A 23,537-nucleotide genomic window follows, 5' to 3' on the forward strand; every position below is an offset into this window, starting at 1 on the left:
TAAGAAATTATAGTTAAAGATAAAAAAAACTATAGCTAAAACGATTTACTATTTTTTAAGCTGATTTAAAACTTTATCGCTTACAAAAGTAAGCAACTGGTTTTGTATTAAACCTTTCAACTCATTCTTAATGTTTACAGATTTTAAGCTGTTTTTAGAGTTTTTTACATTCAACTTTATACGCTCTTTATAGATCTGTTTTTGCAAACTTAAAATCTTTAAGTCATTATCTATTTCGTCAAACGAATTATAACGTTTTGGTATCATCTCTTGTAAAATAATAGTTAGAAAATTTTCTTATTATAGGTGCATTTAGTTTAGCTCTAAACAAATATAAAAGTACTACAACCAAAACATAAAATAAACCTACAATTAAAAAGCCGTAAAACGTATTTTGTAGAACTTGCGCTAATTTAAAGGCTATAGCAAAAGAGGTTATTAACAAAGCGACACAAGCTAAAGCACCTATAATCATTATTTTAGCCATATAGGTTATGCCAATCATAAGTGCTTTAAAACTTTGTAGCTTAATGTAATCTTCACTAGTTTTTAAATATCTGTGAATATTAGCATCAGTGTTTAATACGTTTTCTTTTAAGGTCTCAAAAGCCATAATTAGTTTTTTTGAGCGTGCGTATTTTTATATTTAAGTTCTTCTAATTTACTTTCTAAACTAGAAATTATATCCTCTGCTTTACCGCTCATATTAGAAATTGTGTCATCTAATTTTTGCTCAAACTCTTCCTTTTTATCGTTCACAGTTTTTGTAAGCTCAGCTTTAGCATGAGAAATACGTTCTGAGATTTCGTGTTTGGTTTCTTCTGTTTTTTGTTTAATTTTTCTTCTGGTTTTTGTGCCCTTAGCTGGTGCATACAAAATTCCAATTCCGGCACCTATTGCTGCTCCTGTTAATAAAGCCAATAGTGTGTTTTCGCTATTATTTGTCATGATTCTATTTTTTTAACCTAACAAATTGTTGTTAGGTTTGATTAATAAATAATTTTATATACATCAAAATTAGACCATATAACCTGTAATTAGAATGACCCACATCATTCTGTAAAAATATTTTACAAAACAAAAAGCCACCAAGATTGATGTAGGTCATTTCTTATAGGAACTTATAGAATTAACTTAGCAGAAGAAGAGGAAATAATGTTGTATCTAATAGATTACTAATGAACTCCAAAGTAGAAATAACCAGAGAAAAGCGTGTGTATATTGCATCATTTTCAAAAATTCAACATATTGAAAACTTAATAAAACGTATTTTCCATTTAGATATGAAAAATATCCAGATTTCAGTAATAGGTAAAATGCAAAGCATAAATTCTGACACAAATTTTAAACCGTCTTGGATGGATTTAAAAAACTACTGCACTAATGAGTTACATTTATCTTCAAATTTTGGAATGGTTTCAAATCCGGAAATAGGCACGTTATTTATTGCCGGATTTTTAGCACCAATGTTTCTTCAAGAAATTGATGGTAAAAAAATAGGCTCCTTATCTACAGGTTTGTATGGTATCTTAAGAGGTCTTGGCATAGACCAAAATAGCGTAGTTACGTATTCAAAAGCATTACATACCAACAACTTCTTATTGATTATTAGAGGCAATAAAGATGAAATGATTGCATTAGAAACGCTCCTAAAAATATAGACAAACGCTTTGTATAATAGTAATTTAGTGCAAACATAGCGTTATCTATTTATCAACCATACAGGTACCGATAAATGAGTATCTAATTCTTTTAATAAAGGTCTCGGAAGATCATTACCAATATAGTTAGATTGTTCTCCTATAAATGCGATGAGATTACAACGATCATTCTCTACAAAGCTGTTAATACCTTTATTCACATTCATGCGCTCAAGGGTATGAAAATTACATGTTAGACCTTTAAAAATGTGCTCTAACTTGGTTTTATTTTCTAATTGATTATCATCTAAATTATGTTCTTTTTTAATGTGAAGAATTTGTATCTCTGTGTTGTATAAATTGGCAAGATTAAGCAATTCTGAAAAACTAGTTTCAAGCAATGCTTCTTCATAATTAACAGGAAGTACAATTTCTGTAAGACTACAAAACTTAAAGTCTCCAGGCACTGCCAATATGGAACATTCCGTAATATATTCCATAATATCTAAGGTTGGTATTTGTCTATCTTCTTGGTTATCGAATACATCTTTGGCACCAATGACTAATAAATCTATGGCATTCGTTTTAATTGAATCTTTTAAAGCATAAAGTAAAGCGTTATAGCTTGATAGCACTTTGTAGTTATGCTTGTTATTTTTATACTTTAATGTTATGGTGTTTATTATTTTATTTAAACCCGTTTCTGATGTTTTCTTTTCTGATTTAAAAATGTCATTTTCTACATCTGGAATAAGCGCTTCAATATCTGAGGCATCTGCATCTGCCTGGAAGGCATTTAAAAAATAAAATGTACAAGTCTGCTGATTGTAAAGCTGTACAGCATAATCAATAGCATTTTGGGCATTTTCAGAAAAATCTGTGTAACATAAAATTCGCTTTTCCATTTTAACAAACTGGTATTATTGTATTAATTCTGAAGTGATAAGTCCAATAGTGCCAACAATAACATTTAATTGAAAGGTATTTTCAATAGTCTTACCATTAGTGTAGATTATTTCTATATGCTCTTCACCATCAGAGACCGTTTTAAAATCGAATGTGTAAATGCTTTTTTCAGCATCTGTAGTTATGGATACTGGTTTTTGCAATTTAACATAGGTGTTTTTAGAAATAATTTCCCAATAAAAATCGGTACCAGAATTACCTTCTAATACAATTTGAAATGGATCATCTTCACTTAATTCTATAGTTTTACCGTTAGCACCATAAGTGTATGGATACGAACAACTGATAAACATAAAAAGAAGAATGGGTATTATAGTTCTAAACATTTTTGAATGAAAATTATAAGCCATAACATTACTATTTTAAAGTGATTAAAAACATATCATTGAAACTAAAAAAAAAGGAAGCCAACCAACCAAGACTTCCTTTTTAATGAACTTAATTTAATAAGTTCGGTTATCAATTATACTATAAAATTTCTTTAAAGTATAAACTGATACAAGTGCTATTTAAGGTTTACATTTATTTTTTTATGAACTTTTAAAATCTCTCCCTTACCATCCATAAAAACCACTTTTTCTTCATCTCCTTTTTTAAGAATAAGTTTGTAACGTTCTTTAGTGGCTTTGTTAGCAAAATGAGTCATTTTATAATAATCCTTTGTGAGTGTCCAACCCGGAAAAGCTTTAGCAACAGCCTCTCTAACATCAATATTAGGTGAGATATTTTTTAAATGTTCTACAGAACTTAATAATTGCCCTTCTTTATTATAAGTAACCACCAATTTGCCATGCTCACCTTTTAAAGTAACCTGAAAGGTTTCATAATCTTCATCGCTTTCAATATCATCATTGATATACACATCTTCTTCTATAAATTCTACAGGTACTCCATAAAACTCAATCACCTCAAAACCCCTAAAGTCAACATCAATGGCTTCTATAATTGTTACTGGAACGATTTCTCTTTTGATTTTTGCTTTAAAAACCACATCTTGACCATAGGAATGCATTGCTATTCCTATTAAAAACAGGCCTAAAATTATTTTTTTCATTTTATTAATATTTAAGTTTTTACTGATATTACACTATTATAATAATTTGTATCACAAATCTAAAGCTGTCTATAAAATCGCAGAATGACTTAGATCAACCGCTCAGATTTTTAATATTTTATATTCATTTCACTAGATCACCTCTATTTCGTTCTTAACCTCATACACTCCAGGCGCATTAAAAACCATTTTTCGAGCTTCATCTTTTTCTAAAATAGAATGTACTTTTCCGCTTAACCTTACCGTATGTCCTTCTACCTCAACGCTAATATTATTAGACTCCCTATCTGCCATCCGTTCAAAAGCTCTTCTAATTTTTTCTTTAAGTTCAATAGGTTTTATTACTCGTTTTAAAGTGATGTCATCCGTAACGCCAAGCACTCCTTTTAAATTCTCAACGGCATGTTTAGCAGAGTCTTTTTGATAATCCCACTCCACTTCTCCAGACAAATAAACCCAACCATTATCTACTTTAACCTCAACTACGTTTTCGGGAATAGAGGAATGCCACATCAACGCATCTACTGATGCTTTAGCAATTTCTGCTTCAGTTCTTTTATCGTTGCCTGCATATTGCACCTTTATATCTTCTGCTATAGCCTTTACTCCAGCAACGCTTTTTACAGCATTTTCAGCAGCACGTTTCTTAGTATAATTATCCACAACACCACTAAGAGTAACCACACCATTCTTTACAGTTACACCTATTTGCGTTTCGTCTATATTGGGTTGCCAATTTAATTCTGAAAGCACATCTTCCTTAATACTTAAATCTGACCTCATAATCATCTGATTTTTAATTACACCTAATTTCTATTCAAAATTAATTAGCTCATACAGCCTTTCAAATGATAGAGGTCAGTACAAAATTATTTTACAGACTGATCTGTGTCATTTCACCAAAACAATGAATTTTAGACCTTTATATTATAACTTTCAAGTAGTTGACTTATGAAAACCAATGTTTCTTATTATCAAAATAAAAAGGAGTTCCGATTATTCGTAACACAATCCTATTCTCAATTAATACAACTGAAAAAAGAAGGAGATCAAGCTTCTTTTAATGCCTTAGTGCTTAAAATTATGCCTCAAATTAGACAGTATATTAATACCCAACTAAACGTAGCCATAAGAAAAGGGCACTTCTCTAAAAATAAGTTTAAGGCAGATGATATTATAGATCAGCTTTTTATTGAAATCTATGACCATATAGAAGACGTTAAACAAGAAAACGATTTTTATGTATGGCTATTTAAAAAAACAAATGACTTATTAGAAGACATCACTGTTGAGGAAGAATTTGATGAATTTTTCTTTAAAAACATCGATGATTATACCAGACCAGAATGGGATGAAATGCAAGAAAAATATAGTACAGATGGTGGTGGTGATTTATTATTGATAGAAGAATTAGATGATATGTCTTATAATCACAATGACTATACTCTAAATCAAGTATTTATAGAGAATGATGAAAAAGCTTTAGTACAAAAAATAGATAAAGACCTAAATGATGAAGATGTAAAACATCACATAGAAATGGTATTACATAATTTACCTGTAAACATGCGTACTGTTTTTGAGTTAGCTACTACTCAACATTTAGAACTCGAAGAAATTGCACAAATAAGACATAATACATTAGAGGAAGTTAAACAACTTTTAAGTGATGCAAAAAAAGCATTACAAATCAGCTTATTCAATAGATATTCAGTGAATTAACAAAATATCATTGTAAAATGAATTACAAAGATTATTATAAAATATTAGGTGTTAGTAAGGATGCTACTACCAAGGAGATCAAAAAAGCATATCGCAAATTAGCGGCCAAATTTCATCCAGATAAAAATCCGGATGATAAAACTTCTGAAGAAAAATTTAAAGAAATCAATGAGGCTAATGAAGTCTTAAGCGATAAAGAAAAACGAGAAAAATACGACACATTAGGCTCTAATTGGGATGCTTACCAAAACACTGGCGATGATTGGCGAGATTATGCTAATCGTGCAAAGCAAGGTCAACGTCCAAGAAATTCTTATTCGTATCAAGGAGATCCTTCAGATATCTTTGGTCAAGGAGGTGGTGATTTTTCAAGCTTTTTTGAAACATTCTTTGGAGCTGGTGGACAAAGCGCAAGAGGTCAACGCCCAACACATTCTGGTGGTGATACTCAAGCGGAAATGCCCATAACACTTTTAGAAGCCTACAAAGGTAGCAAACGTACTTTTGAGATACATAACGAAAAATTACGTATTACCATTAAACCTGGCGCTTATGATGGTTTACAACTAAAAATAAAAGGCAAAGGTCAACAAGGAGTACAAGGTGGTCATAGAGGAGATTTGTACATTATACTTAGAGTACAACAAGATGCTCAGTTTGAAAGAAAAGGGGACAATTTAATATATAACGCTTCTGTAGATTTATATACAGCCATATTAGGTGGAAAAATAAAAGTCCCTACTCTTACCGGAAGTGTTATGGTAACGATACCTAAAGGTAGCGAAACAGGAAAAACACTTAGACTTAAAGGTAAAGGCATGCCAAAATATGGTAAACCTTCAACCCATGGAGACTTACTAGTAAAACTAAATGTAAGTATGCCTAAAGACTTAACTACTGAAGAACAGAATTTATTTAAAAAGCTACAAGGTTTAAGAGAACCACAAACTGCAAATACAAACTAAAAAAAAAATAGAATTATGAATACTTTAATTGCAAACCCAAAAGCACAATATCTTTTAGGTGCAGGACTAGATGTTTTACACTTTGAAAGCAGAGAATGGCTAGACACCCTAGATTTCTACACCGATGAAGTTAGATTTTTTGAAAACTTATTGAATAAAAAAGAGGCTTCAAAAAACAATAATCCCGAATATGAGAAAATGCTAAAGGATCTAGATAAAATTCACAAAGATTTATTTGATGATTTAAAAGAAAGCATCATAAAGCACGAACAGTTATTATCTAGAATAGAACTCGCTGAAAAGGGATTATCTGATAACGATTACAGAGAAAAGCACCAACACATTTATAATAAAATGAACACTTTTTCTAATGATTTTAAAACGTTTAAAAAAATCGTTTTTGATTATTCAAAACGTCTAAAGTTATAAAAAACGCCATTAATTCGTGAATATCAAAACACGAATTAATAGTTAACAATTAAAAAAATATACTCATGAAAGGGGATTTTAATAAAATAGTAAATGGAAATATACCAGTTCTGGTTGATTTTCATGCAGAATGGTGTGGACCATGTAAAGCACAATCACCTATAATTAAGGAATTGGCCCAAGAAGTAGGTGGAAAAGTCCGTGTAATAAAAATAGATATTGATAAAAATCAGGCTATTGCTCAACGCTATAATGTAAGAGGCGTACCAACATTGGTTTTATTCAATGAAGGACAAATTGTTTGGAGACAATCTGGTGTACAAAGTAAATCTCAACTTCTAAGTGTGATTAAACAATACACCACAGTAATGAGTTAAAAAAAATATTAATTAAAAAGAGTACGATTATGGAATTAGCAATATACAGCAGTACGTATGATATGGAAGATACTATTCAGACTTTCATGAATTTTTATCACGCTATTAATTTAAACCATTTAGCAAGCGATCTTTTAGAAAAAGGATTATCAGCTAATCAAATTAATGATGCCGTTTTAGAAGCCATAAAAGTGGCTAAATCTTCGGGTATTGATACCAACAAACATTTTATGCCTGTATTTAGTGGATTAGGCCAAGGAATTATTCAAGATTGCAAACTTTCTCATTTAGGCTACGGATTAGTATTGATGAATGCAGACACAAGCTTGCCTGTTGTGAGTGAGTTTCAAATTGATGTTTTAAAAGGGTATCTCAATACCTTGTAAAGATTTAATTAATTAAATGTAATTACAAATCAATCTTTAAACTTATCGGACAATGGTCTGACCCAAAGTATTGGGAATTTATGTCTATTGATTTTACTTTTGTAATCAACGAATGACTAATCAAAAAATAATCTATTCTCCAACCTGCATTTTTTGCTCTAGAGTTAAAGCGATAACTCCAAAAGGTATAAGCAACCTCTTCTGGATTTAAATACCGAAAGGTATCTACAAATCCGGCATTGATAAAATTATCCATGCCATCTATTTCAACCTGAGTATAACCAGCTGTTTTATTGTAATTTGATTTATCATTTTTTAAATCGATTGCTTTATGAGCCACATTTAAATCGCCACAAATAATTACTGGTTTAGTGCGCTCTAGCTGTTTTACATAGTTTAAAAAATCTAAATCCCACTGTTTACGATAATCAAGCCGATCTAGATTCTGACCAGAATTAGGCACGTAAACATTTACTAAATAGAAACTCTCATATTCCGCGCATTGTAATCGCCCTTCTGCATCGTGTTTAGTAATTCCTAAATCGTTAGTCATTGAAACTGGTTTTATTTTACTTAAAATAACAGTCCCAGAGTACCCTTTTTTTTCTGCTGAATTATAATATTGTTGATAACCATTTAATTGCGCCAAGGCTTTCTGTACCTCTTTATCTTGCGCCTTTGTTTCTTGTAAACACAAAATATCTGGATTCAATTTCTCAATAGTTTCAAAAAAATCTTTTTTTACGATGGCCCTTATACCATTAACATTCCATGAGACTATTTTCATTTTATATTTTGTTTCAATTTAGTGTACTAATCTATAACTTCTAATTCATTTATCACAATATGAACACCAGGAGATAAATAAGCTGCATCTTCAGCTGCTTTCTTTTCAGCGATGGAATGTACTGTACCAAATAGTTTTACTAAACCCTCTGTGGCTTCCACAGTTATTGCATTCGCTTCAATATCTGCTGAGCGCAAAAAAGCTTTATTTATTTGTTCTTTCACATCTGCTGGTTGTATGGATTGTTTAATAGTAATGGCATTATTTATCCATTTTACACCAATAATATTTTCTGCCACACGTTTAGCAGCATCTTTTTGGTAAGCCCAATCTACCTCACCAGATAAATTAACCCAACCATCACGGACTTCAACCGAAATTTCATCTTCAGGCACAGCTGTATTCCACTCAAAAGCTTTCACTATAGCCTTACTAATCTCTAAATCGGTCTTTTGGTAATTTGCACCATATTTAACTTGAATATCTCCAACTAAAGCTTTTACTCCTCTTACGTTTTTCACTGCGTCTTCTGCTGCCACTTTTTTGCGATAATCATCTAAAACACCTGTAAGCATTACGGTACCATCCTCTACTACCACTCCAATTTCGGTTTCATCTACATTAGGTTGCCAAGCTAACTCTTCTAATATATCACTTTTAATTTCTGAATCTGTTCTCATGATTTCTAGTTGTTAGAACTTAATTTAATTAAGCATTAATAATTTATTAAGATGTAATTTTTAGTTTGCAAAGACTTTTAATTGGTAATATCTATTTTAAAAAATCTGAATTTTTATAAGTCGGATTTGGATATTTATAAAAGCCCTCTCCTGTTGAAACTCCTAATTTATTTTGATCTATAAAGTTCTCTTTTAGGTATTTTACTGTTTTAATTTTTAATGGATCATTAGTTTTCTCAGCAGCCATTTTATCAATATTGTAGGCTGTAGTAATACCAACAACATCGAGAATACCAAATGGTCCTAATGGTGCACCTGTAGCTTTCATCCACGTTTTATCTATAATCTCTGGTTCTGCAACATCGTTAACTAATAAGCTAGTTGCAGCACTCAATAATGGCACCAATAATGAATTTAGAATGTAGCCTGGTTGCTCTTTATATAATGGCAATGCTAACATACCTATGGCCTTTGCAAATGCAACAACGTCTTTAAAAACACTTGGATCCGTATTAGGATGACCCATAATTTCTGCCGTATTATGAATCCAAATGGTATTAGCAAAATGCAAGGCTAAAAATTTTGAAGGTCTTCCTGTGGCTTCTGCAAATTGACTTGGCAATAAGGTTGAAGAATTGGTTGCAAAAACGGTTTTTTCAGGAGCTACTTTTGCCAATTTATTGTAAAAATCTACTTTAATTTTCGGGTTTTCTGGCACAGCTTCAATTAATAAGTCTGCATCTTTTACTGCTTCTGCCAAATCCGAAGTATAGCTTAAGTTTTTAAACGTCTTATCAAGTTGTTCTTGTGTGGCATTTAGATCTCTTTTAAATGCTTCACTCATGGTATTAAACTTTAGTTTTGCTTTTTCTAAAGTGGTATCTTTAATATCATAAACAGTGACATTGAATCCATGAAATGCGGTTTGAAATGCAATTTGATATCCCAAAACTCCGCTTCCTGCTATGGTTATATTTTTATAATTCATTTTAATAGTTTTTTATTAATAACATAAAGAAGTGTACTTACATATAGATGGCATCGTACTCTACTTTAAGTTCATTTTTTACATCAGTGATGCCATCTGCTAAATATGCTGCTCTTAATGCATCATCTTTCTCTTTTATTGAATTTACGGTGCCTTGTAGCGTTGCTGTATTACCTTCAACAGTTACAGAAACATTATGAGCATCAATACTTGCTGAGCGCTTAAAGGCTTTATTAATTTGATGTGCGACATTGTTGGATATGGTTTTTTCTGTTACCCTAATATCATTGGTAATACTTTTTATACCCTCAATATATTCTAAGCTTTGTTCTGCCTCATTTTTTTGATAAGCCCACTTTACTTTTCCTGATAAGAAAACATAACCATCTTCAACTTTTACATTAATATCTTCTTGCTCTACTGACGCATTCCACTCTAAATCATCTATAATTCTTTTTGCAACATCTTTATCTGTAACGTTTTTATCATTTCTAACTTTTAGCTTTTCTACAATCGCTTTTACTCCTTTTACACCTTTTACAGCGTTTTCTGTAGCTACTTTTTCAGCTAAATTGTTTACTGTGCCAGTAAGCGTTGTAATGCCATTAACGACGTCTACTCCTAATTGCGCGTCTTTAAGAATTGGCTGCCACTCTAGTTCCTCTAAAACGTCGTTTTTAATTTCTAAATCTGTTTTCATGGTCTCTTTATTTTAGTTCAATTACGCTTTGTTTATTGTAAAATTAGAACAGTTAATAGCAATAATTAATGACCCAGATCAGTATAAAAAATTGCCCTAATTGATAGTATTGAATTAGGGCAATTTTCTATAAGAACCCATAAAATGGATTTCTTAGATTCTACATTAATAATTAATAAACAACCTCTAACTCATTGTCAACCGTCCAAACACCTGGTGCATAATAAGCTGTTCTTCTGGCATCATCTTTTTCTTTTAATGAATGTACTTTACCTGTTAACTTCACGGTGTGTCCTTCTGTAAGCACATTAATTCCTTTTGAATCAATATCTGCAGAGCGTTCAAAGGCTTTTTTAATTTTATCTTTTATATCACCAGAATCTACTACGTTTTTTAAAGTGATATTGTTGACTACATATTTAACACCAGGTAAATCTTCAACAGCTTTTTTAGCTGCATTTTTTTCAAAAGCCCACATGACCTCACCAGATAAATAAATCCAACCATCATCTACCTTAATATCAATTTTATTCTGAGGTACTGAAATATTCCATTTTAGAGCATTAACAGCAGAGCTCGCAATTTCTGTATCCGATTTATCAAAACCACTAGAATATTGTACTTGAATATCTTCAGCCACGGCCTTTACTCCTAGTACACTTTTAGCTGCATTTTCTGCCTCACGTTTTTTTACATAACTATTTACTGTACCTGATAGTGTTACAATACCATCTTTTACAACGACTCCAATTTGTGTCTCATCGATGTTTGGTTGCCATTGTAATTCTTCCAAAACATCTTCTTTGATACTTAAATCTGTTCTCATAATATTATATATTTAAATTAATAATAGTATAAAGGTATTGTGGTTTTAAAGCATTGACACTGACCTACATCAGACCACATTTTTTTTCTGAAAGTTTTAACATAGGTTTTGTTTTTTAGATAGAATATGAAATAAAAAGATTTACTAAGTAAAAGCTATTATCATATTTAACACCTAATCAGAGCTTCCTTTTTTAACCATAAAAAAGCTTCGAAATTATTCTCGAAGCTTTTTATAACAAACCTAGCAATCTAAAATTCTTATATTTTTTTTTAATATCTTTTAAACTAATTATTTCATGTTGTATCCTACAAAACCAAGTTATCTAGCACAAAATTGGTACTCCATAAAAAGAATACATCGTTCCTCGTATCCTCAGATATATTTGTAAATATTCTTAACGCATACTAAAAAGCTCTTGATGAAAAGATTTAGTAGATAGACCGTTTTTCAACAGATCTTTATGCAGCGCTTTCCCAAATCCAATAGGACCACAGAACCAAACGCTTGCCGATTTCCAATCTGGCACTAATTTTCGAATCTTTTCTCCATTTAATTTACCGTCCCTACTGTCAATTATTACATGTAAATTCACATTGGCAGCTGCAGCATCTGCAGTTAACTTCGTCAAGGCATCAGGTTCTATTTCGCTTGTACAGTGAAATAGATCTATAGGTTGAGCTTTTGGATTATGAAAAAGATATTTCATCCGAGAAATAAAAGGTGTTATTCCTATTCCTCCACCTATCCAGATTTGACGTTTAGCATCATCTGTAAATGTAAAACAGCCATAAGGTCCTTCAACAATTGCTTTGTCGCCAACTTTTAGTTTTTCGGGTAAGTGATTTGTGTAATCACCCAATGCTTTGGTGATAAACATAATACGAGGATTATTTTCATCCCAATCAGAGGCAATAGTATATGGATGCTGCCCTTCTTTCTTATCAAAACTAACAAAAGCGAATTGACCACTCTTATGTCCTTTCCAACCATCTTTAAGTAGAATCAACGTTTCTAGTACTTTCATTTTTGAAAAATAGTGTTGTGACTCTATAGTACCTTCTACTTTTCGTCGTTTACCAACCTGCTGTGCCAAAACAAGTATAGCTGATACTACTCCAACTATTAACAAAAATCCCATTACAATACCCAATGGCTTTGTCCATGAAGTAAAGTTAAATAATACTACTGTGTGAAATACCAAAGCAAGATAAACCACTGCAATTAAGGTGTGTGTCTTGGCAAAAAGCCGGTAGGGAAATCGCTTGATTAAAGCCAATATAATTAGTAGAACCAAACCATAGAAAGCCCATTCTCCAATGATTTTTGAAGGTCCATGTAGACTATCAAAAAATGCCTGAACTTGATTTAGTGAATTGGATTTTAAATGTGAGCCACCACCACCACGACCATGACCACCTTCTATTAATCCGAGGCTAGATAACCAATGTGGCGCTTTTGTAGCTACCCAATGAAAAATCGCAGCTCCAAAACCAATAATCCCTAACCATTTGTGAAGCCTATAAGATTTATCTAGTCCACCAAAAATGGGTTCTAACCAAACAGGACGAAGTGCCAACAACATCGCAATACTCATTACACCAATACCTATAACTCCAGAATATTGAATGAATAAACCGCGAATAGTTTTACCTGACATTGTATCTGGAAAAGGTACATTCGCAAATACCCATAAACTAGTTAAACCTACTAGAACTATCCACAATGAGATTTTGATATTTCTAAGCATAGTCATTTATTTTAGGCTATAACCAAACATATTTGGTTAATATTTATAGATTATAACAACGTTTTTATCCATTTTTAAAAAAGGAATAATAGAGACGTTATGTAGCACGTTCAATTATTTACAGGTAAATATATTAGATGAAATTAACAATAGACCTGACCTAAATCAGTATTGAATCTTTTCTTGCATTTATTAATTTTGAGTACACATAATAGAGGGTAGCAGCAATCACAACACTAAAAAAAGCAATTGCCATATCCTTTTGAGAATCCCAAACATCACCTTGTGTACCTAGGTAAGAAACACCTTCTTCTACGAAAAAAATATCGGCAACTAGCCACTCTATAATTTCATATAATCCACTTGCTGAAAGAATTATTAACACAGGAATTTTAAGTGCTATCTGTTTTGTAAATTTAAACCCTTTAAAAAGGAATTCTTGAAGTGGATAATATAATAATAAGCCAAAAGAAAAATGTACCAATCGGTCGTACTGATTTCTTGAAGAATGCATTATATCTTGAAGCCAATAACCAAAATTATTATGGGCATAAGTGTATTTAGAACCATAAACATGAAGGCATAAAAAAATACAAATCAGCAAATAACTAAAGTTGCTAAATTTGTATTTTTTAAACGTAAGAATTAAAAAAAGCAGTGCAATAACCGTTAACGTATTTTCTATAAGCCAATTATTTAGGTCGGTTGTACCAATTAAAGAATCTAACCAAACAACAACAAATAGCAAACCATACCAAAAAAGCTTATGTCCCATTACAGTTATAACACTGCTGTATAGTTTCATTTTAAAATAATTCTTTATAATGAATAACGAATGAAATAATTAACTTTCATTTTAAAATTTCATTAGCCACTAATAGATTTAACAGCGGTTAGTAACGCTTTCGGACTATGTATAGAATCGTAAACTGGCAATACTTTTTTATCGGTTTCAAATAAACCAAAAACTGCAGTTTGCGCTGTTCTTACAGAATACTCTACGGTAAACACAACATCTTTTGGTACCTCTGCAAATTGTCCTAAAAATGCAAAATTAGTAGCGCCTTTAGGTAATACTTTTGGTCTATCCCCAATTTTTCTTGGCATAAATAAACTATCAATATATGGCATTGCTGTTGGTATACAGTTTACCTTACCTGCATGTACTACCGGATTCATTAAATCTTGTACATTTAAATGATACCATAATTCTTCTAGTATTTCTCTACCAGTACATTCTGCCATTGTTTTATTTAAATGGTTTCCTTTTCTATCTGGGTATAAGCCATATCCCCAAAATATTTTTACATCCTCTGGTTGGTTTGGAAAATGTGGTTGACGTGCAATGACTATGGACATGAGCCAATTAGAATCGGTCATGGTTACTAAACCTCCTGTGCCATCTACATTACCCGAAAAATTCTCCATATAATCATGAAATGTACTATCCTTTAATGTTGCTGTAAAAGAGTACCATTTTTGTAAATCGATGTGATCACAAAAAGGATTTGGATTACCAAAAGCTTTATCTTTTTTCGCTAATGTTTTCCATAGTTGCCAAGATCCTGATTCCGCAATTCCTTTTAATTTTGCTGGTCTTTCCCAAGCACCATTATCGGTGCTTTCTGTAATAGAACCATTGGTAATAAAGACGTAATCATTTGCTCCGAGTACGATTTCATTTTTATCTTTTAAATGAATAACAGATGCTGTTTTTTTATCTGAAGACAGATTGAAATCAATATCCACGACTTCGTGACCCAAATCAAAATGCACACCGTAATCTTTTAAATAGTTTCTTAATGGAATAACGACAGAATGGTATTGATTGTATTTGGTACGCATCACTCCACCCAATCGTTTTAAACCATCTATTAAATGAATAAAGCGTTTCATGTAACGTCTCATTTCAACAACACTACTCCATTTTTGAAAAGCAAACATGGTAGACCAGATATACCAAAAGTTAGTTTCAAAAAAGGCTTGATCAAACCAATCTTCGATTCTTTTATTACCTAACGATTTCTCGGAAGCGAATATCAGTTTTAAAAATTCTGCTTGCTGTTTTTTAGATAGTCGATAAGAAGACACATCCATTATTTTCCCTTCTTTCAAAAGTCGCGCTTGTCCGTTAGATACAAATCGTTTATTAAATTCAAACGACTCATCGCGTACGGAAACATTTGGATCATCGTAAGAAGGAATGTTAGATAACAGATCCCAATAACAAGCATAATGTGCTTCATGCATTCTACCTCCTCGTACTACAAAACCTTGGTCTTTATCTCCTGCTCCATCCAAAGCTCCTCCAAGGATAGTATCTTTTTCTAAAATATGTATATTATGTCCTTGTACGCCTGCATCTTTAACTAAAAAAACAGCACTTGCAAGGGAAGCTATTCCGCTACCAATGAGATAGACTTTAGCGTCTTCTGGGTTTTTATTTTTATGTCGCTTCATAATTTTATTTTATTTCCTCAAGAAAAGGGACTACTTTTCTTGAGGACTTGTTTACTTAATGTTTTAATGTTCTAAGAGCTGCTTCAAGATTTACTTTTAAATTTTTGTCATGGCGTGTAATTGGTGGAATTTCCAAATCAATATCCAATAATTCATAAACTGCCATCTGTGCTGCTCTAACAGAATATTCAACTGTAAAAACAGTATCGTGTGGTATTTCTACAAACTGACTCACAAAGGCCAAATTTCTTGAAGTTTTTGGCACTGGCAATGGTCTATCCGTATTGGTACGTGGCATAAACATACTAGTGATATATGGCATTTTACAAGGAATACAAGTTGCTTTTGAAAATACCTCATCCATATCAAATCGAAGATGACCACAGATTTCTTTAAGAATATCTTGACCATTACAATCAGTCATTGACTTACTAACAAAGTCACCAATACGATCTGGTCGTAAAGAATAGCCCCAAAACACTTGTACGCCATCTGGTTGTTGTGGATAACGTCTTTGGTGTTTTAATACAATTGACAATAACCAATTTGAATCCTTAAAAGTCACTAGTGCTCCTGTACCATGTTTGTTACCTGTTAACGCTTCCATTTTATCAAAAAACACAGGGTCTTTTAATGTTACAATAAATGACTCCCAATTAGATTCTGGTATGCTAGAATTAAATACAGCAGGATTACCAAATTCAGGACGTCCTTTTGCTAGTTTTTCCCATAAAACCCAACCTTTACTATCTTCCTTGGTTAAATGCTTTGGTGGACTTGTCATTGACCCAATACTGGTTGCATCTCCCATAGAACCATTTTGAAAAAATACCAGGTCATTCTTACTAATAGGAATCGTTTCTGTTTTCCCTTCAAAAACGTATTCTAGTTGGTTTACAGCCCATTTGCCATCTTCATCATCAAAATCGAGATTTAAGTCAGTAACCTTGTGTCCTTTTAAAATCTTAACTCCTTTTTCTACCAACCAAGCTTCTAAAGGACGAACAATAGAATCATATTCATTGTAAACCGTACGTGAAATTCCACCCATAGTTGCAATTTGTGTAAACTGCTTTAAAAAACGATGCATATAGCGTTTGAACTCTACAGCACTATGCCATGGTTCAAAAGCAAATGAAGTAATCCACATGTACCAAAAATTTGATTCTAAAAGTTCTGGCGATAACCAATCTGTAATTCTATCATTACCAAGCTTTTCCTCACTGGTTTCTAATAGCCTCAAAAGTTCAAATCGATTGTGCATTGAGAGACCCAATGAAGAAAGATCTGGAACCGCTCGGTTTTTATTGATAATACGTGCGTGAGCATCTGTTTTAACCACTTTATTGAATTCTACAGTTTCATCATAAACGGATTTATTAGGATCGGTAAGTGATGGAATTGTTTTCATTAGTGACCACATGCACTCATAGATGTCTGCACATAACATGCGTCCTCCACGCATTGAGTAACCACTTTCTGCATTACCAGCTGCATCCAAAACGCCACCCAATACAGGTAATGCTTCATAAATTGTAATATTTTCTCCTGGAATCTTAGCATCTCTGATCATAAATGAAGCAGCTGCCATGGACCCGATACCTCCACCTACTAAATAGGCTTTAGTTTCTTTTATATTAGTTCTCATTATTTCTATACTTTTTGGTCTAGAATATTATTCAATCTCTTTAAATCAAAGGCCAGAAATATTCTAAAAATACCAGCAGAAACAAATGCCATAGCCGTCATATAAACAATACTTAAACCTGCAAAAACAGGATTAGCTAATAACAGAAATGAAAATATTAACGTAAGGAATCCTAAAAATAAAAGCCATCCCCAAGAAGCGACTCCTATGGATTTAAACTGAAAGGATAATCCTATTGCCATAAATCCTTGGAACAAAAGCCAAAATCCGACATAAAATGGTAAAATTGCCATTGTAAGCATTGGATGACTTATTAATAATAGACCTATAATTAAATCTATGATGCCACCTGCCAAATACCATCCCCAATTATTTATTTCATTTCTACTAGAAATAGAAAATACAATTTGAGAAATCCCTGAGACAAAAATAAATACGCTAAAAACAATACTTAATGACACATAACTTGCTAATGGTGTTTGAAACACCCAAATACCTGCTATAATGTATAATACACCTAATATTAGTGATATCCACCAATGTTTTACAGCAGACTGTACTGAACTTAAAACTGTAGTTGCCATAACCTTATTTTTTTAATTTACATTGTCTTTAAAAAGGTCTTTTAAGGCAGTCCCTAGCTCATTAGTATCGTGAGTAAACTCGCGTTCAAATTTTTGTTCATTTGCTTTTGCGGTTTCATTAAAAGTGATCATATCTTCTTTGAATTTTTTAGATCTTTGAGCTAATTTCTCTTTGAGTTCGATGTTTTTTTGTTCTAACTTATCTAATGCTGTTGTCAATCTTTCTTTTTCATTGTCATTAGCTTTTGAAATTTTTAATCTCAATGCTGCAATTTCCTTTTCTGTGTTTTCAATAGTTGCTTCTGAAGCTGTTTTAAATTTTTGCCAATCCGCTTTTACTGTCGTTTTAATTTCTTCACTGGTATCCTTTGCTCCTTGTGATAAATCTTTATTAAGCTCTTTTACATCTTCTTTAACTTGTTTAGCATCTTGTTTAGATGTTTGTCCACAACTTGTTAAAACTGTTCCTGTCATAAATATTATTATGATGAAGGATAAAATATTTGTTTTCATAATTTATTGTTTTAAAAATTATTTTATTTGTTTGTTTTCCAAAAATCTTTAAGTCCAACCAAAAGTTCATTCATATCGTTTACAAATGCATGCTCAAAAGTTGTTTTTAAGACTTTATCGGATTCATTAACATTATTTAAATTTGTTTTTAGTTTTTTATTAATATCTGCTAAGCTCTTTTTTAGATTATTCTTTTTTTGCTCTAATACATCGAGTGCAGTATTTAATTTTTGTTGTTCTTTTTTTCTGACTAGTAAAATTTCCTTTCGTAATGCTTCTATTTGAGCTTCTCTTTCTTTAATTGCAACCTGAGCATCACTACTAAATTTTTCCCAATCTACATTTTCGGTCACTTTAAATTCTTTTTGAGAACCTATTGGTGGATCTTTATCTTTTTTAGCCACAGAACCACAACTTATTAATAGTGTTACCATTAAAGTCACTATGACAAACAAGAACAATATGTTTGTTTTTTTGAGCATAATTTTACATTACTAATTCAACTTCTCGTTTTAATTTATAGTGTTCTTTTAAAACCATAGTGCTATCAAAATCATAAATATTTAAGACACCTGTTTGCACTTCTACTTTTGAAATTTCAGTAGCTGGTATATCTAAAATCTCTGTCATTAATGCTCTAATAGAATTTCCGTGAGCAGAAACGAGTACTGTTTTCCCCATTACTAATTGTGGCACGATTGCTTCAAAATAATATTGAACAGCTCTTTGCTTAGTATCTTTAAGCGATTCGGTTACTGGTATATCTGAGCTTTTTAGATTCTGATATTTATAATCAAATTTTGGGTGCCTTTTATCATTTATTGAAAGCGCAGGTGCTGCGTCATTATAGCCTCGTCTCACTTTCCAGAAAAGGTCTTCACCTACTTCACGTTTTACTTCATCTTTATGTTGTCCTTGCCAGACACCATAATGACGTTCGTTTAATTTCCAACTTTTAATAAAATCTATGTGTGTAATATCTGCAGTCTCCATTATAATTGAAGCTGTTTTTATTGCTCTTTTTAAATAAGAAGAAAAACAAATATCAATGTTCACATTATGATCTTTAATCATCTCTCCTGCCATTTTAGCCTCAGCGATCCCTTGAGGTGCAAGGTCTACATCTGTCCATCCAGTAAAAATGTTTTCTACATTCCAGATGCTTTTTCCGTGTCTTATAAGAATTAACTTTCCCATTTCAATTTATCTTTATCATTTACTATCGCATTTAATACCATACTAAAAAACATCAATCTTGTTTTTATTCAAGCATAACAAAAGCTTTTGCTTCATCTATTTGTGAAACATCAAAATAGCGTTCTTGTCTTCCTTTACTTGCTCTGGAAAAGAAAATACTATCTATAGGAATTAATACTTTTAAGATATTGCTATGTGCAACTATAGCCAAATGGCCTAATTTTTTATAATTTCTGAGTACATAGAGCGTATCTTCAAAAAAAGCTTTTGTACTGCTATTTGATAGTTTCATCTCATCGAGCTTAACCAATAGGTTAACTTGCTTAAATCCTTGTTCTATCTTTTCTTCAAACAACTGTTGACAATATTTTTCATCAGTCTCAGTGAAACCGTCAATAACTTCTATAAACAATGTGTTGTTATTGAATTTTTCAATTTGCTCAATCATAACTTTTGAATTTTAATAAATTAGGCCTTCGATACATTTAGCATCAATCTACTATGTCTTCACCTAAAGCACTATGTAGTTGATATAATTTTTCTTCTTCTCTTTTAATACGTTTTTTTAGCCTGTTTTTTCTTGCTTGACTGTAAGAATCAGAAATGGCATCTTTATAACTTTCTAAACGTGATTCTAATTTGTTAATTCGTGCTTTTGTAGATGTCTTAATTTCCTTTAAAGCTGATTTTCTTTTAGTTTCTAATTCAGCTATTTTAGCTTTTCGTTTGGCTTTTAAGTCGGCTATTTTAGCTTTAATTTTAGTTTTTTCTTCTGCAGTTGCTTTTTTAAGTTTTTGACGTTGGTCATCGATGTCTTCTTCTAAATCTTCGATTTGATCATCCACGTAATCATCAAATTCTAATCCGGCTTCGCTTCTTATAATTTCTGAGCTTAATCCTACAAGAGCATCGTCTACAAACACTGAACTATCTTCTGCTACTTCTGCAACAATAGCAATAGTGCCTACATTCATTTTATTACTGACTTTTTTAATAAAATTATCTTCAAAATCATAGCGACTAACATCCCAAATAGCACCTACTGCTGTACCTGTATATAAGCCTATTATTAATCCTAATGGACCTGCAAATGCACCAATAATACCGCCAAGAGCTAAGCCTGTAAATGTTCTCCAGCCTTCTCCATCTGTTTGGTCATTTAATACTTCGTAATGATTGTTTTCTTTTTTACGAATCATCATATGTTCATAGAGTGTAATATCTCCATAAGCATCTAATTCTTTTATTTTGTGCAAAGCCTCTATAGCTTTTGTTTCTTCCTTAAAAGAAACGACGATAATGTTTGCCATTTTTTCTAATTTTTTATTATTAATATGTATTTACTTAATTTAAATTCATTTAGAAGCTAATCTGCTAACTCTCCCATTTCTTCATCTAACTCTCTTAGCATAATAGACTCTTCACCAAAAGCTTCTAATCTATCTATAAGATATTGAACTTTGCTTAGCTCCTCTGCTTGTTCTTTGCAATACCACAAGCCTAATTCTACTACCATAAAGTTTCCTTCTTTATGAGCCGCTTCTGTAAGTGCATAACATTGTGTGGTAATTTCTTTTTCGTGTGCCAATGCAGAAATGATCACATCCGGAAGGCTAATAAAATCTTGTTTTGGTTGTTTTAATGCTGGTGTAACAGGTCTAATGCCATTAGCTAAAAGCATTTTTTTGGCTTTCTCTGCATGCACTAGTTCCTCTACACTATATTGCTTAAATAACCTTGCAGCTCCTACAAACCCTTTATCATCTAACCAGGTTGACATGGCTAAATATATTCTTGAAGAAAACTCTTCTTGTTCTACTCTATAATTGAGCAATTTCACCATTGCTTCGCTTAAAAATTCTGATTTAGTTTTCATTTTATTTATGTTTTAAATATGAATTATAGTGGTAATAGTTTATTGTAAATATGTTATTACATGTCAAAATTAAAGTGTTCTAAAACGGATTACACTGATCTGGGTCAGCGCATTAAAATTGACACAAATCATTTTAAAGCTCGTGCTTTCCAATATACTTCAGCTTCATTTTCCATTTTTTCTAAGCGTGTATAGTAATCTGGAAACTCTTTTAAATGTGCCCAAGCAATTTTTCCTGTTAAAGCTTTATCATCATTAGTAACATTAGTTTCTGGATAACGTGTGCCATGTTCAAATTCAACATTTACACCTTTGGTGAATTCATTCAATTGTATTTTATTCCAATTAATACCAAGATTATTACCTATCTCTTTTGCTTCTAATACATTCAATTTTTTCATTTCATTTCTATTTAATATTCAAAATTAGATGGATATCTAAAGATTAGCACTGACCTAGGTCAGAGCGATAAAAAACCTATATTTTTTAGGTTTTAATATGAAGAACTAAGGAAATATTAAAGAAGAAAAGTTGAGTTAATTACCCTCTGTTTATAAGGATGTAGATAATACCAATTAGAATAACACTTCCAAAAGCAAGTGCTACTAATTTTCCTGTAGCTTTAGATCCTTTAAATACCGTAATACCCAATTTTACAAGCATATTACTTATGGTAGCCGTAATAATAACAGATGCAGCAAGCTCTAGTTTTGTGTTATCTAATGAAAACTTCGCCATACTTATAGTAATGGCATCAGTATCTGCCAAACCAGCAATTAACGCAGAATAGTATAAGCCACTTTCTCCAAAAAACTGATGACTATAGAACACAGCAAAAAGAATCACAACATACATAACCCCAAAACCTATTGCATTTAAAATATTTAAAGGGTTACCAAGTTTAATATCTGTATCTGGTTTATTATCATCCTTATGCATTAGTATTAAAGTTGCTATGATACAGACCAATGTTAATAAACCAAATGGCAAGACTAAATATTTTAATATTTCGAGATTAAATATATAAGCCAACAGCGCCAGCCTTGGAAACATAATGGCAGATGCAACAATAATACCTGCACTATATTTTTTGGAAAGCTCTGGTGATTCTTTACTTCTTGATGCGTAATTCCAAGCAACAGCAGTACTAGATATAAGACCTCCAAGAATAGCGGTAAGAATGATGCCTTTTTTAGAACCTACAAACTTCACTAAAAAGTAACCTATAAAATTTAAAAACGATACAATTACTATGATTGAACCAATTTCAAAAGGGTTTAATAAGTTGTTAGTACCAAATGTTTTGTTGGGTAGAAAGGGAAGAATTAACAATGCAATAATTGAGAATTTTATAAATGCAAAAAGCTCTTCTGAAGTGATGTTACTTATAAATGATCTAAACCGTGTTTTAAGAGAAAGTAATGTTACAATAATAACAGCCGTAGCCACTGCATCTCGGTAATATTCTGCAGAAACCATTATACCTAAAACAAAGGTTGCTATTAAGGCTAAATTTGTGGTTAAGCCTTGGCTGTATTCTTCCTTTTCTTGTACAAAGTAATGAAACGCTAGAAACAATATAAACGCACCCAAACTTATACTTAGTAACCAAGGTGTATAAAGTGCCGTTAAGTTGGCTAAAGAAAAACCTAAAATAGCAACGATAGGAAAAGTGCGTATGCCAGCGATGCCTTTTTCTTCTTTTAGTTTATCATATTCTCTTTCTAATCCAATGATAAGGCCAATTCCCAAACTAATGAGTACTCCTAAAATATAAGAGTCCATAAATTCAGTTATACCTTGAAAAGCATTCATAAATGTCTTTTAATTTATCAGGAATTAAAAGCGGTAATTTTTAAAAATTAAGAATTGAAGAACAACTACTTAAAACGGCTATAATCATCGCAAATAGTATAGCGTTGATAATAGCATTTAAGCCATTTCACAGCTATTGAGTAAAATTTAAAATACTCAATAGCTGATTTTATT

The 23,537-nt window shown here is 31.8% G+C and carries 31 protein-coding genes; 6 read left to right on the top strand and 25 right to left on the bottom strand.

The genetic code is table 11. The features are described 5' to 3' along the window. Positions 1 to 48 precede the first annotated feature (48 nt). The 3 genes from DFQ10_RS18670 to DFQ10_RS12335 are packed head-to-tail and all read right to left on the bottom strand — an operon-like array spanning position 49 to position 948. Positions 49 to 267, bottom strand: coding sequence for a DUF6327 family protein (locus DFQ10_RS18670; RefSeq protein ID WP_115817732.1), 219 nt, complete (start codon positions 265 to 267; stop codon positions 49 to 51). Beyond that, entirely contained in the window at positions 248 to 613 is a 366-nt protein-coding gene (locus DFQ10_RS12330) for a hypothetical protein (RefSeq protein WP_115817733.1), read from the bottom strand. Before DFQ10_RS12330 ends, DFQ10_RS18670 begins: the two co-directional genes overlap by 20 nt. Positions 614 to 615: 2 nt before the next feature. Next, positions 616 to 948, bottom strand: coding sequence for a YtxH domain-containing protein (locus DFQ10_RS12335; protein ID WP_115817734.1), 333 nt, complete (start codon positions 946 to 948; stop codon positions 616 to 618). Between the two features lie 230 nt (positions 949 to 1,178). Between DFQ10_RS12335 and DFQ10_RS12340 the strand changes: the two genes are divergently transcribed. Next, the gene (locus tag DFQ10_RS12340; RefSeq protein WP_115817735.1) at positions 1,179 to 1,661 is read left to right on the top strand and encodes a hypothetical protein; all 483 of its coding nucleotides are present in this window, start codon (positions 1,179 to 1,181) and stop codon (positions 1,659 to 1,661) included. Positions 1,662 to 1,702: 41 nt separating this feature from the next. Here the strand turns inward: DFQ10_RS12340 and DFQ10_RS12345 are convergent, their stop codons facing one another. The 4 genes from DFQ10_RS12345 to DFQ10_RS12360 all read right to left on the bottom strand — a co-directional run bounded on the left by DFQ10_RS12345 (position 1,703) and on the right by DFQ10_RS12360 (position 4,443). Next, a complete protein-coding gene (locus tag DFQ10_RS12345) occupies positions 1,703 to 2,545 on the bottom strand; it encodes a universal stress protein (RefSeq protein ID WP_115817736.1) in 843 nt (280 codons plus the stop codon). A gap of 15 nt (positions 2,546 to 2,560) precedes the next feature. Beyond that, positions 2,561 to 2,956: a hypothetical protein gene (locus DFQ10_RS12350; protein ID WP_115817737.1), complete on the bottom strand. Its 396-nt coding sequence runs from the start codon at positions 2,954 to 2,956 to the stop codon at positions 2,561 to 2,563. A 155-nt stretch (positions 2,957 to 3,111) separates the two neighbouring features. Further along, a complete protein-coding gene (locus tag DFQ10_RS12355) occupies positions 3,112 to 3,660 on the bottom strand; it encodes a hypothetical protein (RefSeq protein ID WP_115817738.1) in 549 nt (182 codons plus the stop codon). 132 nt (positions 3,661 to 3,792) lie between these two features. Next, positions 3,793 to 4,443, bottom strand: a complete 651-nt coding sequence (locus tag DFQ10_RS12360) for a BON domain-containing protein (protein WP_181897632.1) — start codon at positions 4,441 to 4,443, stop codon at positions 3,793 to 3,795. 168 nt (positions 4,444 to 4,611) lie between these two features. Here DFQ10_RS12360 and DFQ10_RS12365 point away from each other — a divergent pair, with 168 nt between their 5' ends. The 5 genes from DFQ10_RS12365 (at position 4,612) to DFQ10_RS12385 (ending at position 7,539) form a co-directional block, all read left to right on the top strand. After that, positions 4,612 to 5,382: an RNA polymerase sigma factor gene (locus tag DFQ10_RS12365; RefSeq protein ID WP_115817740.1), complete on the top strand. Its 771-nt coding sequence runs from the start codon at positions 4,612 to 4,614 to the stop codon at positions 5,380 to 5,382. A 17-nt stretch (positions 5,383 to 5,399) separates the two neighbouring features. Next, positions 5,400 to 6,347: a DnaJ C-terminal domain-containing protein gene (locus DFQ10_RS12370; RefSeq protein ID WP_115817741.1), complete on the top strand. Its 948-nt coding sequence runs from the start codon at positions 5,400 to 5,402 to the stop codon at positions 6,345 to 6,347. Between the two features lie 15 nt (positions 6,348 to 6,362). Next, the gene (locus DFQ10_RS12375; RefSeq protein ID WP_115817742.1) at positions 6,363 to 6,776 is read left to right on the top strand and encodes a hypothetical protein; all 414 of its coding nucleotides are present in this window, start codon (positions 6,363 to 6,365) and stop codon (positions 6,774 to 6,776) included. Between the two features lie 65 nt (positions 6,777 to 6,841). Next, positions 6,842 to 7,153, top strand: a complete 312-nt coding sequence (gene trxA / locus DFQ10_RS12380) for a thioredoxin (RefSeq protein WP_115817743.1) — start codon at positions 6,842 to 6,844, stop codon at positions 7,151 to 7,153. Between the two features lie 29 nt (positions 7,154 to 7,182). After that, complete coding sequence (locus tag DFQ10_RS12385) at positions 7,183 to 7,539, top strand: hypothetical protein (RefSeq protein WP_147299217.1); 357 nt, start codon at positions 7,183 to 7,185, stop codon at positions 7,537 to 7,539. A 22-nt stretch (positions 7,540 to 7,561) separates the two neighbouring features. Here DFQ10_RS12385 and DFQ10_RS12390 read toward each other — a convergent pair whose 3' ends face one another. The 18 genes from DFQ10_RS12390 to DFQ10_RS12475 form a co-directional block, all read right to left on the bottom strand. After that, positions 7,562 to 8,326 (bottom strand): exodeoxyribonuclease III, encoded by a 765-nt coding sequence (locus tag DFQ10_RS12390; protein WP_115817745.1) that lies wholly within the window; start codon positions 8,324 to 8,326, stop codon positions 7,562 to 7,564. A gap of 26 nt (positions 8,327 to 8,352) precedes the next feature. Continuing rightward, on the bottom strand, positions 8,353 to 9,006 hold the full coding sequence (locus DFQ10_RS12395) for a BON domain-containing protein (protein WP_115817746.1): 654 nt from the start codon (positions 9,004 to 9,006) through the stop codon (positions 8,353 to 8,355). 91 nt (positions 9,007 to 9,097) lie between these two features. After that, complete coding sequence (locus tag DFQ10_RS12400) at positions 9,098 to 9,994, bottom strand: 3-hydroxyacyl-CoA dehydrogenase (RefSeq protein ID WP_115817747.1); 897 nt, start codon at positions 9,992 to 9,994, stop codon at positions 9,098 to 9,100. A gap of 37 nt (positions 9,995 to 10,031) precedes the next feature. Beyond that, entirely contained in the window at positions 10,032 to 10,694 is a 663-nt protein-coding gene (locus DFQ10_RS12405) for a BON domain-containing protein (protein ID WP_115817748.1), read from the bottom strand. A gap of 172 nt (positions 10,695 to 10,866) precedes the next feature. Beyond that, positions 10,867 to 11,520 carry a BON domain-containing protein gene (locus DFQ10_RS12410; RefSeq protein WP_115817749.1) on the bottom strand — a complete coding sequence of 218 codons (654 nt, stop codon included), beginning with the start codon at positions 11,518 to 11,520 and terminating at the stop codon, positions 10,867 to 10,869. A 397-nt stretch (positions 11,521 to 11,917) separates the two neighbouring features. Next, complete coding sequence (locus DFQ10_RS12415; RefSeq protein WP_115817788.1) at positions 11,918 to 13,270, bottom strand: ferredoxin reductase family protein; 1,353 nt, start codon at positions 13,268 to 13,270, stop codon at positions 11,918 to 11,920. Between the two features lie 160 nt (positions 13,271 to 13,430). Beyond that, complete coding sequence (locus tag DFQ10_RS12420; protein WP_115817750.1) at positions 13,431 to 14,075, bottom strand: DUF2238 domain-containing protein; 645 nt, start codon at positions 14,073 to 14,075, stop codon at positions 13,431 to 13,433. Between the two features lie 62 nt (positions 14,076 to 14,137). After that, the gene (locus DFQ10_RS12425; protein ID WP_115817751.1) at positions 14,138 to 15,730 is read right to left on the bottom strand and encodes an oleate hydratase; all 1,593 of its coding nucleotides are present in this window, start codon (positions 15,728 to 15,730) and stop codon (positions 14,138 to 14,140) included. Positions 15,731 to 15,785: 55 nt separating this feature from the next. Beyond that, a complete protein-coding gene (locus DFQ10_RS12430) occupies positions 15,786 to 17,378 on the bottom strand; it encodes an oleate hydratase (RefSeq protein WP_115817752.1) in 1,593 nt (530 codons plus the stop codon). A gap of 5 nt (positions 17,379 to 17,383) precedes the next feature. Next, complete coding sequence (locus DFQ10_RS12435) at positions 17,384 to 17,962, bottom strand: HdeD family acid-resistance protein (protein WP_115817753.1); 579 nt, start codon at positions 17,960 to 17,962, stop codon at positions 17,384 to 17,386. A 12-nt stretch (positions 17,963 to 17,974) separates the two neighbouring features. Continuing rightward, complete coding sequence (locus DFQ10_RS12440; RefSeq protein ID WP_147299218.1) at positions 17,975 to 18,475, bottom strand: hypothetical protein; 501 nt, start codon at positions 18,473 to 18,475, stop codon at positions 17,975 to 17,977. Between the two features lie 23 nt (positions 18,476 to 18,498). After that, entirely contained in the window at positions 18,499 to 18,957 is a 459-nt protein-coding gene (locus tag DFQ10_RS12445) for a hypothetical protein (protein WP_181897633.1), read from the bottom strand. 4 nt (positions 18,958 to 18,961) lie between these two features. Continuing rightward, on the bottom strand, positions 18,962 to 19,672 hold the full coding sequence (locus DFQ10_RS12450; RefSeq protein WP_115817756.1) for a 2,3-bisphosphoglycerate-dependent phosphoglycerate mutase: 711 nt from the start codon (positions 19,670 to 19,672) through the stop codon (positions 18,962 to 18,964). 64 nt (positions 19,673 to 19,736) lie between these two features. Further along, positions 19,737 to 20,120 carry a SpoIIAA family protein gene (locus DFQ10_RS12455; protein WP_115817757.1) on the bottom strand — a complete coding sequence of 128 codons (384 nt, stop codon included), beginning with the start codon at positions 20,118 to 20,120 and terminating at the stop codon, positions 19,737 to 19,739. Positions 20,121 to 20,163: 43 nt separating this feature from the next. Beyond that, complete coding sequence (locus DFQ10_RS12460; RefSeq protein WP_115817758.1) at positions 20,164 to 20,982, bottom strand: DUF1269 domain-containing protein; 819 nt, start codon at positions 20,980 to 20,982, stop codon at positions 20,164 to 20,166. A gap of 56 nt (positions 20,983 to 21,038) precedes the next feature. Beyond that, positions 21,039 to 21,548 carry a ferritin gene (locus tag DFQ10_RS12465; protein WP_115817759.1) on the bottom strand — a complete coding sequence of 170 codons (510 nt, stop codon included), beginning with the start codon at positions 21,546 to 21,548 and terminating at the stop codon, positions 21,039 to 21,041. Positions 21,549 to 21,676: 128 nt separating this feature from the next. After that, positions 21,677 to 21,949: a DUF5661 family protein gene (locus DFQ10_RS12470; RefSeq protein ID WP_115817760.1), complete on the bottom strand. Its 273-nt coding sequence runs from the start codon at positions 21,947 to 21,949 to the stop codon at positions 21,677 to 21,679. Positions 21,950 to 22,088: 139 nt separating this feature from the next. Then, positions 22,089 to 23,363, bottom strand: a complete 1,275-nt coding sequence (locus DFQ10_RS12475; RefSeq protein WP_115817761.1) for an MgtC/SapB family protein — start codon at positions 23,361 to 23,363, stop codon at positions 22,089 to 22,091. Between the last annotated feature and the right edge of the window lie 174 nt (positions 23,364 to 23,537).

Source organism: Winogradskyella eximia (assembly GCF_003386165.1).
Classification (GTDB): domain Bacteria; phylum Bacteroidota; class Bacteroidia; order Flavobacteriales; family Flavobacteriaceae; genus Winogradskyella; species Winogradskyella eximia.